This window comes from Glycomyces tarimensis (assembly GCF_054776215.1).
On the sequence record NZ_BAAHCB010000001.1, the window covers coordinates 12,172 to 23,568 of the forward strand.

The window sequence follows — 11,397 nt, forward strand, 5'->3', positions numbered from 1 at the left end:
CCTACGGCTCCGGCCCGCGCGGACGCATAACGCGCCGCGACGTCTTCCCAGTTGACGACGTCCCACATCGCCTTGACGAAGTCGGGACGAACGTTCTTGTACTGGAGGTAGTACGCGTGCTCCCAGGCGTCGAACGCGAGCAGCGGCACCGAGCCCTGTGCCACATTGCCGTGGTGGTCGTAGACCTGTTCGACGATCAGGCGCCGTGAGGCCGGCTCCCACGAAAGCACGCCCCACCCCGAGCCCTGAACGAGCGTGGTCGCGGCCGAGAGCTGGCCGTGGAAGGCCTCGAACGAGCCGAAGTGCTCGGTGAGTGCGTCGGCGAGCTCGCCTTCGGGCCGGCCGCCGCCGTCGGGACTCATGTTCTGCCAGTAGAGCGAGTGCAGAACGTGGCCGGAGACGTTGAACGCCAAGGTCTTCTCCAGGCCCACGATCTGGGCGAAGTCGCCTTGCTCCCGCGCCTCGGCAATGCGCTCGGTGGTGTCGTTGGCCCCCTTGACGTATGCCGCGTGGTGCTTGTCGTGGTGGAGTTCGAGGATGTGGCCGTTGATGTGGGGTTCGAGCGCGCCGTAGTCGTAGGGCAGGTCCGGCAGCGTGTAGAGGCTCATCGGCTGGTGGTCTCCTTCGAACATCGGCGGGTGTTATCGCCACTATCTCACAATTGCAACTTCATTGCAATAAGGCGCACGAGTAGGCCGCCGAGCTGCGAACCGATGATGCAGGCGACGGGGTCGTCCGCCCCCGCCGGCGGGTTCAGGCCTTGCATACGACCGTCTCCAGGTACTCGACCGGGAGCGGGAAACCGGCGGCGTCGTTGCGGCCGTGGCCGGCCAGGAGATCGCGCAGATCCGACTCGAGCTCCGGCCAGCGGCCGGTCGGCTCAACGGCCGCGCGGATCGAGATCCAAGCGTCCATCCCCGAGAATGTCGAAACGCTCTTCGGGGGCTTCCGGTCTCGCTCGCTTCGAGGGCGGGACCAGCGTTCGACCGGCGAGCCCCCGGCTCCGTTCAGCAGCTAGGCACCCGCCAGCGGCCCCATCGCACCGAACGCCGAATCCGGCGTCCAGTCAAGGACCGCGATCCGTCCTCACTGGCGGCATACGCGGACGAGTTCGGCGGCCATCGCTTCGGGCTCGGGGGCGAACATGCAGCCGAATGCCGAGGCGACCAGATCGAACGCTTCGCTCGGTGCCGGGATCGCGGTCATGTCGGCCTCGATCCAGTGGACCTGCACCCCTGCGGCATCGGCACGGGCCTCGGCCAGGCCGAGCGGCGCCGGGGCGGCGTGGAGGGCGGTCGCCCGTGCTCCGGCCTCGCGTCGGCGAGCCGTGCGGCCATCTCGGCGCTCTCCATCATGGTCGTCGCGGTCAGCCGCTGCCTGCCGCTGACGGCTCTTCGAGCCTGTCGAGGCTCCGCACCGGCGATGCGAGCAGCAGTCCGAGGCCGACCGCGACGGGGACCGTCAGCAGAGCGTAGGCATCGCCCGCCCCGAACCGGTCGGCGAACAAGCCGCCCGCCAGCGCGCCGAGCGGCGCTCCGCCCCAGGCGATCATGCGGCCGGTCGTGTTCACCCGCCCCTGCAGTTCATCATCGGTGAGCAGCTGGCGGACCGTGATGCCGTTGACGACGGCGGTCGTATGCCCGAAGTCCCACGCGATCCAGCACAGCACGGCCAGCGCCAGGCTGGTCCACTCTCGAGCGAGACCGCCGAGACCCGCCAGTGCGGCGATCATGAGCCCTGCGAGCAGGTAGGCCGCGATCGAGGCGCGGCCATGCCCGAGTCTCGCGGTGACCTTCGGCAGCAGCACCGATCCGAGCAGTGATCCGAAAGCGGTGGCGCTGTAGAGCAGTCCGAGACGCCAGCCGTCGATGCCGAGCGCCTGGTCGGCGTGCACCACGATGAGCCCGAGCGCGCCGCCGCCGGCGAAGGCGATGCCGAAGCCGCCGAACGTCAGGGCGCGGATGCGCCGCTCGCGCCATATGAAGTGCAGTCCTTCGGCGATGTCGGCGCGGACCGTCGCCGAACGGACGGCCGTCCGCGGGGGTATCCGAAGCCGCCGCAGCAGCATCGCCGAGACGGTGAAGGTGAGGGCGTTGCATCCGATCACGACTTCGGGGCTCGTCGCGGCGGCGAGGGCGGCCGCGGCCGACGGAGCCGCGATCCCGACGACGGTGGAGGTGGAGAAGATCAGCGAGTTCGCTTGGGGAAGGTTCGCTTTGCCGACGATCTGGGGCAGCGATCCGAAAGCGGCGGCGTCGAACCAGACGAAGGCCGTGCCCGCGGCGGCCACGACCGCGAGCACGTGGAGTATCGAGGTGCTGCCGAGCAGGGCCACCGCCGGGACGGTCGCGAGCAGGCACGCCGCGGCGGCGTCGGCGCCGACCATGAGTCTGCGGCGGTCGAGTCGGTCGGCGTGGGCGCCGGCGAGGAGACCGAAGAGCAGGTAGGGCGCGAGGGAGAGGCCGGATGCGGCGGCGGTCGCGGTGGCCGAGCCGGTCTCGCTCCACACCAGCATCGGCACGGCCACCCCGGAGGCGGCCGTGCCGGTGAGGCTGGTCATGCGGGCGGCGTACCAGCGCCTGAATCCCGGCTCGGCCAGCATCTTGCGAGGACGCTCGCTCACGCGTCGAACGCCTCGGGGTAGAGGCCTTGGGCGATGGTGTGCACGGCGTCGATATTGCCGAGCGAACCGGGGTAGGTGTCCGAGGCGGAGATGACGATGAGCCGGTCGTTCGCGACCGCGGAGAGCTGCGGGAGCGTGCGCTCGAGGTAGTCGCGGGTGGCCTGTTCGTGCTCGGGGCTGCTGACGGCGAAGACCAGGGCGTCGGGGTCGGCCTCGGCGAGCGCCTCGGGGTTGATCTGGGCGGCGAAGAAGGAGGCGAACTCGGGGTCGTCGGGTCCGAAGACGTTGTCGCCGCCGGCGCGGGCGATGATGTCGTATTCGATGCCGGCGCCGATGGCGGTGAGGCTGTCGCCTTCGATGTAGATCTGGGCGACCGTGGGCGCATCGAGGCCGTCGATGCGGGCGTGCACGTCGTCCAGTCGGGCCTGTGCCTCGGAGGCGAGGGCGTCGGCGGTGTCCTCGACGTCGAAGACCGTCCCGAGATTGTCCAGGTCGGTGAACAGGTCGTCGACGGTGCCGGTCATGCGCCGGTCGGGGCAGCCGCCGGTGGCCGTGTAGGCGGCGGCCCCGGCGTCGGCGAGTTGTTCGCGGCTGGCGAAGCCCTGTTCGGCGGTGAACTCGTAGTCCGTCGGGGCGTACACGAAGTCGGGCTCGGCGTCGAGCAGCGCTTCCCGTGAGGGCGGGGTGTCTTCGCTGAGGACGGGAACATCGGCGGCTTCGGCGGCGATGTCCTCGCTGAGCGGTGCGGTGGCGGTCTGCGCCTGGCCGACCAGGCGGTCGGTGAGGCCGAGCCGGATGAGGAGCTCGGTCTGGGTGGGGCTGAGGCCGACGATGGCCTGGGGCGGGGCGTCGACGGTGATCTCGGTGCCGCAGTTGGTGATGGTGACCTCGTCCGCGGCGGCGGCTGCTGTGTCCGTGTCGTCGTCGGTGACGCCGCCGCCGCAGGCGGTCAGCGCGAGCACGGCGCCGAGGGCGGCGAGGCGCCGCGATGGAGCGTTCATGTCGTGGGTGTCCTTTCGGGTGTTTCGAGTGGGCTGAAGGCGAAGTGGGGTCGTCCGGTCGCGGGGTGGGTGAGGCGGCTGGCCCGCACCGCGAAGACCTCGGCGATGAGGTCGGCGGTGAGGATCTCGGCCGCCTCGCCGCAGGCGGTCAAGCGGCCGTCGCGCAGGACCGCGACGCGGTCGCAGTACTCGACGGCGAGGTTGAGGTCGTGCAGTGCGGCCACGGTGGTGAGGCCGAGCTCGGCGACGATCTGCATGAGTTCGAGCTGGAAGGTGACGTCGAGGTGGTTGGTGGGCTCGTCGAGGATCAGCACGGGGCAGTCCTGGGCGATGGCGCGGGCGAGGAGGACGCGCTGCTTCTCGCCGCCGGACAGGGCCGCGAAGGGCCGGCCGGCGAGAGCTGCCGCTCCGACGCGCGTGAGCGCGTGTTCCGCGGATTCGAGGTCGGCGGGGCTGTCGGCGCCGAAGCCGCGCTGGTGGGGTACGCGGCCGAGCATGACGACTTCGAAGGCGGTCAGTTCGTGCTCGGCGCCGCTCTCTTGGGCGACGACGGCGATGCGGCGCGCGGCTTCGCGCGGGCCGAGTCGCCACAGTTCTTCGCCGCCGATTCGGATCGTGCCTTCGTCGGGCCGGTGGACGCGGTAGAGCCCGCGGAGCAGTGTCGACTTGCCCGATCCGTTCGGACCCACGAGCGCCAATCGGGTTCCTTCGGGGACTTCGATGGTGACGTCGTTGACGATGCGGCGCCCGGCCAGGTCGATCGAGAGGTGGTCGATGTCGAGGTTCACCGGTTCACCCCCGCGTGGGCGGCACGGCCGCGGCGCATGAGCCACAGGAAGAACGGGGCGCCGACGGCGGCGGTGACGATGCCGATGGGAACCTCCGTGGGTGAGGCGACGGTGCGGGCGGTGAGGTCGGCGGCCATGAGGAAGACGGCCCCGCCGAGTACGGCCACCGGCAGCAGGCGGCGGTGGTCGGCGCCGACGGCGATGCGGCTGATGTGCGGGATGACGAGGCCGACGAAGCCGATGCCGCCGCTGACGGCGACGATCGACCCGGTCAGCAGCGCCGCGGCGATGAGCAGTCGGCTTCGGAAGCGGTCGACGTGGACGCCGAGAGCGGTGGCGGTCTCGTCGCCGACTTGGAGGGCGTTGAGGGCTCGGCTGCGCGTCATCGCGTAGACGAACACGGCCGCCAGCGCGGCGGCGGGGACGGCGAGCTGCTGCCAGGTGGCGGCCGCGACGCTGCCGAGCAGGAAGAACAGGATGCTGAAGACGTTCTGCGCCTCGGTGGTGATGGTGAGGTAGCTGGTGACGGCGCTCAGGAGCGATCCGAGGGCGACGCCGGCGAGGATGAGGCGGGTGGGGGCGAGCACGCCGCTTTGGCGGGCGAGGAGGTAGACGGCGACGGCGGCGGTGAGGGCGCCGAGGAATGCCGCGCCGCTGAGGGTGAGTCCGGCGGCGGCGCCGATGCCGAGGGTGATGACGCTCACCGCGCCGAGGCCGGCGCCGGCCGAGACGCCGAGGAGGTAGGGCTCGGCTAGCGGGTTGCGGACGATGGCCTGCATGAGGGCCCCGGTCAGCGCGAGGCCGGCGCCGGCGATACCGGCCAGGATGGTGCGCGGCAGGCGGAACTGCCACACGGCCTGGTCTTGGAGCGGCGTGAGGCTGCCGTCGCTCATCCACGGCATGCCGGGCAGGAGGTGCCCGGTGATGAGCTTGACCGAGTCGCCGAATGTGACGTCGACGGTGCCGGTGGCGCCTGAGACGGCCACGACGCCGAGGGCGGCGGTGGCGAGGGCGCCGGCCGCGACGGGGAGCGTGCGGCCGGCGGTCTGAGTCCGGGTAGGGGGCATGCGTCGAGATTATCGATAATGAAAACGAGTCTCATTCTTGACTATTCGAGAAGAGTGCTGAGCCACAGGCGAAGGAAGCGGGCATCCTCCAGCTCGGACGCTGGCATGCTGATCGCTCGCAAGACGCCGCTCCCGATCATCGGCGCGGGACCGGGCTCACTCGAATGCGGCGCTGTCCCCGGCGACGCCGCGTCTGGTCACCGTGAGCGACCGTCAGGGCGGCGCCGACGTGCCCGCCGAGGCGGCCGTGGCGCGCCGATCAGCGCTGGGCGCGGGCGGCGTCGATGACGCCGCCGATGGCGTGCCTGATGCGATCGCCCACGAGCTCCGGGTCGGGCCGTCCGGCGTCGAGCCAGGCCATGACCGCCCCGATCGCGGTCGTCGCGCTCAACTGCGCCGCCCACTTCGCCCACGCGGGATCAGTGACCATCTCGGACAGGTACCGGTAGGCCACATCGGTCATGTCGGTGCGGAATCGCCGCATCTCCTCGGCGAACTCAGGTTCGCGCATGGCGTGGTCGAACAGCAGCCGGAATCCGTCCGGGTCCTTGGACGCGGCGCTGACGAGGCCGTCGACGGCCTCCTCGGTGTAGCGGCCGTGGCCGGTCTCGGCGTCGAGGCGGTCGCGTACGCGGTCGAGCACCTGGCGGTACAGCTGAGCCTTGGACTCGAAGTGGCGGTAGAGGATGGCGCGGCTGATCCCGGCGGCCGCGGCGACGTCGTCGAGGCTGGTCGCGGCGTAACCAGTGCGCGAGAACGCGCTGATGGCCGCGTCCAAGATCTGCTCGCGCCGCTCGGCGCGCTTGAGCCGCCTGACCGGTAGTGCGGCCTCGGGTTCGAATGTCATCGCGCCTCCGTTCCTCGCGAGCCCGAGTCTAATACTCCCGTATGTATACTCTGAGATGTACTCAAGGATGTTCATATGGGGAGACACCGCCATGACGCTCATCGTCGAGGTCAATGACCTGCGCAAACGATTCGGTTCCGAGGTGACCGCACTCGATGGCGTCGACCTCGAGATCCCGAAGGGCGGCGTGTTCGCACTGCTCGGGCCGAACGGCGCGGGTAAGACCACCCTCATCCGCGTCCTCGCCACCCTGCTGCGGCCGGACTCGGGTACCGCCCGCGTCGCCGGGATCGACGTCGCCGCCGACCCCGGCGCCGTCCGGGCCGCGATCGGCCTGGCCGGGCAGTACGCCGCCGTCGACGACTACCTCACCGGCCGCGAGAACCTCGAGATGGTCGGGCGCCTCTACGGCCTGCCCTCTCGCGAGGCCAAGCGGCGCAGCCGCGAAATCCTCGACCTGTTCGGCCTCGCCGAGGCCGCGGGCCGCTACGCCAAGACGTATTCGGGCGGCATGCGGCGGCGCCTCGACCTGGCCGCCTCCCTGGTCGGCCGCCCGGCGCTGCTCATCCTCGACGAGCCCACCACCGGGGTCGACCCGGGCAACCGCCGGGAACTGTGGGACCTGGTCGGCCGTCTCGTCGCCGACGGCACCAGCGTCCTGCTCACCACCCAGTACCTCGAAGAGGCCGACCGGCTCGCCGACCGCATTGCCGTCATCGACCACGGTCGCGTCATCTCCGAGGGCACCGGCGACGAACTCAAGCACCGCATCGGCGGCACCGTCCTCGCGATCGAGATCGCCGAAGCCGACCGCGACAGCGCCGCCGATGTCCTCAGCACCGCCACAGTAGACGGAGAGGGGCTGTTCGTACCGGCTCCACGCGGCTACGCCGACCTGCGAGCCGCGCTCGACGCGCTCGACGCCAACGACATCCGGCCCACCGGCGTCGCCCTGCGCAAGCCCACCCTCGACGACGTCTTCCTCGAACTCACTCACCACCGCCCAGCCGCGACCGATCGCTGAAGGAGCCGACCATGACCGCCTCCGCCGCCACCGGCTCGCCCACCGGACGACTGCTCACCGACACCGCCGTCATCACCCGGCGAAACCTCCGCCGCACCATCAGAACCCCAGGAGTGCTGCCCCTCTCGGCGGTCATGCCGGTGATATTCATCCTCATGTTCACCTACGTCTTCGGGGGCGCCGTCAGCGCGACGCTGCCGCCCGGCGCCGAGGACGCCTACGTCAACTGGCTCATCCCCGGGCTCATCGCCCAGTTCGCGCTGTTCTCCGGCGCGAACACCGCCGCCGGCATGGCCGAGGATCTCCAGCGAGGCGCCGTCGACCGATTCCGCTCGCTCCCCATGGCGCGCCTCGCCGTCCCCGCCGGGCGCACCATCGCCGATCTCGCTCGGGCACTGCTCACGGTACTGGTCATGCTCGGCGTCGGAGCCGTCATCGGCTTCCGCTGGCAGAGCGACCTCCTCAGCGTCTTGGCCGCCGTCGCAGTCGCGCTGGTCTTCTCGTTCGGCGTCGCGTGGATGATGGTGACCGTCGGGCTGCTCATCCGCTCCGCCGAGGCCGTCCAGGCCGCCGTCTACCTGCTCGTCTTTCCGCTCGGCTTCACCAGCGCCGTGTTCGTCCCGGTCGGGACCATGCCCGGCTGGCTCCAAGCCTTCGCCGCGCACCAGCCGGTCACCGTCGTCGCCAATGCCATGCGCGGCCTCATGCTCGGCCCCGACGCCATCCCGGCCGGCCATACCGTCGTCGGTGACGTCCTTTGGACCCTGGGCTGGTCACTGGCACTGGTTTTGCTGTTCGCCCCGCTCGCCGCCCACGCCTACAACAGGGCCTGATCGAGGCGGACTTCAGCCGATTCCGGTTGCCTCCTCCGCGAATCGCAGGGTCACGAGCTGGAACGGCCGCAGCGCGAGCGCCACCGTCTCGGCATCGCCCGATCGCACGGCGGCGGGTTCGACGGCGCGTTCGAGCAGATCCGTCTCGACCACGCCGCTCACTCGGAAGCCCGTGCGCAGCACGGCCTGCGTTCGCCTCCCGTACGCCTCGTAGAGTCGCACGACGACATCGCCGGAGCCGTCGTCGGCGAGCTTGACCGTCTCCACGACCACGGCCGGGTTCTCGACGCTCACGAGCGGTTCGACCGGGCCCGCGTAGGTGCTCCGCAGCGGCAGGTTGAGCCGGTAGCCGGCACGCACGGCCTCGGCGATCCCGCCCGGGACGAGCGAGGTGCGGAAGACATGGGCTCCCTGGTCGGCGGTCGGGTCCGGGAACAGCGGCGATTTGAGGAGCGTCTGGCGCACGACCGAGAAGGTGCCGCCGCCGCGTCGCGGATGTCGCGTGATGTCGTGGCCGTACGTCGCGTCGTTCGCCACGCCCAGACCCCAACCGGCCTCGTCGACGTGCACCCAGCGGTGCGCGCATGTCTCGAAGCGCGCCTCGTCCCAGCTGGTGTTGGTGTGCGTGGGGCGCTCGATGTGCCCGAACTGGATCTCCGATCGCGCCGAAGCGGTGTGCACGTCGACCGGGAACGCGAGCTTGAGCATCTGCTGCTGCTCGTGCCAGTCGACGGCGGTCTCGATGCCGACCGCGCGGCGCCCGGCCTCGACGGTGAAGGTCTGCTCGACGGTCGAGCGGCCGAAGGCGCGCACCGTGCGCACGACCGCGCGCTCAACGGCGTCTTCGATCACCTCGACCTCGTCGGCGGTGGCGAGATCCCGCTGGGAACGCCGGTATTCGATGTCGACGTCCCAGGCATCGTAGCGCCGCGGGGTGTCGTTGAACAGCTGGAGCAGGCCGCCGCGCTCTCCTGGAGGGACGGTCTCGCGCCCGGTCGCCCGGTCGACCAGTGAGGTGATGAGACCGTCGCCGTCGAGCACCAGAACGATCGCGTCGCTGCGCACGGTGATCGTTCCCTCGGACCGCTCGACGTCGACCGAGCCGGAGACCCGGCGGGGCGCCACCGAGAACGCGGGCACCCCGTCGAGCTCGTAGGGACCGGAGTTCACGAAGCGCTCCCCGGACACGTCCCCCGAGGGCTCGCCGAGGGCGGCCACAGCGTCGGCTATGACCGACTCGAGCTCGGCCTCGATCCGGCGGTACTCCGCCTCGGCCTGGTCGTAGACCCAGCCGATCGACGAGCCGGGCAGGATGTCGTGGAACTGGTTGAGCAGCACCGAGCGCCAGACGCGGCGCAGCAGGCGGGCGGGGTAGGTGGCGCCGGTGCGGACGGTCGCGGTGGCCGCCCACAGCTCGGCCTCGTGGAGTAGCGCCTCGCTGCGCCGGTTGGCGCGCTTGGTACGGGCCTGGGAGGCGTAGGTGCCGCGGTGGTTCTCGAGGTAGAGCTCGCCGTGCCATACCGGTCGCGGCTCGTGCTCGGCGACCGCCGCCTCGAAGAAGTCGATCGGTTTCGCGAGCCGCACCGCCGGCGACCCTTCGAGGTCCGCGGCGCGGCGGGCGGCGGCCATCATCTCGCGGGTGGGCCCGCCACCGCCGTCGCCGAAACCGAAGGGCGCCAGGGACGTGTTGGCCCTGCCCTTGTCCGCGAAATTGCGCTCGGTGTGCGCCAGCTCGGCGGGCGACAGCGTCGAGTTGTAGGTGTCGACCGGCGGGAAGTGCGCGAAGATCCGCGTGCCGTCGATGCCCTCCCAGTCGAAGGTGTGGTGCGGGAACCGGTTGACCTCGTTCCACGAGAGCTTCTGCGTCATGAAGTAGTCCGCTCCGGCCGCCCGCGCGATCTGAGGGAGGGCGGCCGTGTACCCGAAGGAGTCGGGAAGCCACACCTCAGCGGTGTCGACGCCGAACTCCTCCAGGAAGAAGCGCTTGCCCTCGACGAACTGGCGCGCCATCGCTTCGGCACCGGGCATGTTCGTGTCCGACTCGACCCACATTCCCCCGACGGGGACGAAGCGGCCCTCGGCCACGCGGGCTCGGATGCGTTCGAACAGTTGAGGGTAGTGCTCCTTGATCCACGCGAACTGCTGTGCCGAGGAGCACGCGAAGACCAGGTCGGGGTCGGCGTCCATGAGGTCGAGCACGTTGGAGAACGTGCGCGCGCACTTGCGCACCGTCTCGCGGACCGGCCACAGCCATGCGGAGTCGATGTGCGCGTGGCCCACGGCGTACACGCGGTGGGCGCTGCGGGAGGCCGGCGCGGCCAGGGCCTCGCGCAGTGCGGCCCTGCCGGCTTCGGCGGTGGCGTGCACATCGCGGGGGTCGACGGCGTCCACCATCGCGTCCAAGGCGGTGAACAGCTCGGCGCGGCGGGGAGAAGCGTCGGGCAGCTCGAGTGCCAGCCCGTGGACGGCGGCGACGTCCTGGATCAGTTCCCACACCGGCACGTCGCGGTGGACGACCGCGACGTGCCGGAGCCGGTAGATCGGGTCCTCGGGCGCCGTCTCGAGACGGCCCATGGGTGTCGGCGCGAACCTGTTGCCCTCGTCGACGTTGGGATTCGCGGCGGCCTCGACGTAGAGCTCGAAGGACTCGCCCGGTGCCAGGCCGAGGCGAACGTAGTCGTTCTTCGGCTCGATCGCTTTGAGCGTGCGCCCAGTGCCGTCGAAGACCAGGGCCTCCACCTGGAAGCCCGCGGCGTCCCCGATGAACCCCGGGTCGACGACGAGTTCGATGTCGGCGGGATCGGCCACCCACTCGGCCGGCACGGTCCCGGTCAGGCGGAACCAGACGGTGCCCCACGGCCGCCCCCACGCGTGGCCGGGCTCCACCGGCGCGAAGGACTGGGCGGCGGCCTCGGCGAACGGCACCGGTTCTCCGGGAGCCGTCCAGGCTTCGAGCCGGACCGGAGCACTCGCCCGCACTTGCGCGGGTTCGAGCCGCTCCCGGAGGAAGCGATCGATGCGGAGCCGGACGGCGCGGTGGTGCTGGTGCAATGGAACTCCTGGTGAGCGTCGGCTCTGATCAGTCGAAGTGCCGGAAGCGGTTCCGGCTCACCTTGTCTGCCTCGCGTTCCACGGTATCGAACGACCCTTCCGACGCCTCCCCGCACCAGGGCGCCCGGGGCAGTTCACGAGGGGCGTTGGATCCGCGTTCCGC

General features: G+C 70.8%; 10 protein-coding genes and 1 pseudogene. 2 read left to right on the forward strand and 9 right to left on the reverse strand.

What is annotated here, in order from left to right; all coding sequences use genetic code 11:
* The 8 genes and pseudogenes from ACYVK3_RS00070 to ACYVK3_RS00105 form a co-directional block, all read right to left on the reverse strand.
* Positions 1 to 608 (reverse strand): superoxide dismutase (locus tag ACYVK3_RS00070; RefSeq protein ID WP_460495197.1); only part of this gene is annotated, 608 nt, incomplete at its 3' end.
* Positions 609 to 753: 145 nt separating this feature from the next.
* Positions 754 to 915, reverse strand: a complete 162-nt coding sequence (locus tag ACYVK3_RS00075; protein ID WP_460495198.1) for a hypothetical protein — start codon at positions 913 to 915, stop codon at positions 754 to 756.
* A gap of 171 nt (positions 916 to 1,086) precedes the next feature.
* A pseudogene (locus ACYVK3_RS00080) lies at positions 1,087 to 1,302 on the reverse strand (class I SAM-dependent methyltransferase); the annotation flags it as partial.
* Between the two features lie 64 nt (positions 1,303 to 1,366).
* Positions 1,367 to 2,623 (reverse strand): MFS transporter, encoded by a 1,257-nt coding sequence (locus tag ACYVK3_RS00085; protein ID WP_460495199.1) that lies wholly within the window; start codon positions 2,621 to 2,623, stop codon positions 1,367 to 1,369.
* Entirely contained in the window at positions 2,620 to 3,624 is a 1,005-nt protein-coding gene (locus tag ACYVK3_RS00090) for a TroA family protein (protein WP_460495200.1), read from the reverse strand. Before ACYVK3_RS00090 ends, ACYVK3_RS00085 begins: the two co-directional genes overlap by 4 nt.
* Entirely contained in the window at positions 3,621 to 4,412 is a 792-nt protein-coding gene (locus ACYVK3_RS00095; protein ID WP_460495201.1) for an ABC transporter ATP-binding protein, read from the reverse strand. The genes ACYVK3_RS00090 and ACYVK3_RS00095 overlap by 4 nt, the downstream gene beginning before the upstream one ends.
* Positions 4,409 to 5,479, reverse strand: coding sequence for a FecCD family ABC transporter permease (locus ACYVK3_RS00100; protein WP_460495202.1), 1,071 nt, complete (start codon positions 5,477 to 5,479; stop codon positions 4,409 to 4,411). Before ACYVK3_RS00100 ends, ACYVK3_RS00095 begins: the two co-directional genes overlap by 4 nt.
* Positions 5,480 to 5,738: 259 nt before the next feature.
* Entirely contained in the window at positions 5,739 to 6,326 is a 588-nt protein-coding gene (locus ACYVK3_RS00105) for a TetR/AcrR family transcriptional regulator (protein ID WP_460495203.1), read from the reverse strand.
* A gap of 91 nt (positions 6,327 to 6,417) precedes the next feature.
* On the opposite strand from ACYVK3_RS00105, the gene ACYVK3_RS00110 reads away from it, so the two are divergent.
* Together ACYVK3_RS00110 and ACYVK3_RS00115 are read left to right on the forward strand one after the other, a co-directional pair.
* Entirely contained in the window at positions 6,418 to 7,350 is a 933-nt protein-coding gene (locus ACYVK3_RS00110; protein ID WP_460495204.1) for a DrrA family ABC transporter ATP-binding protein, read from the forward strand.
* An 11-nt stretch (positions 7,351 to 7,361) separates the two neighbouring features.
* Positions 7,362 to 8,183, forward strand: coding sequence for an ABC transporter permease (locus ACYVK3_RS00115; RefSeq protein ID WP_460495205.1), 822 nt, complete (start codon positions 7,362 to 7,364; stop codon positions 8,181 to 8,183).
* Between the two features lie 12 nt (positions 8,184 to 8,195).
* On the opposite strand, the gene ACYVK3_RS00120 is transcribed toward ACYVK3_RS00115, so the two are convergent.
* The gene (locus tag ACYVK3_RS00120) at positions 8,196 to 11,234 is read right to left on the reverse strand and encodes an alpha-mannosidase (RefSeq protein WP_460495206.1); all 3,039 of its coding nucleotides are present in this window, start codon (positions 11,232 to 11,234) and stop codon (positions 8,196 to 8,198) included.
* Positions 11,235 to 11,397: the final 163 nt, after the last annotated feature.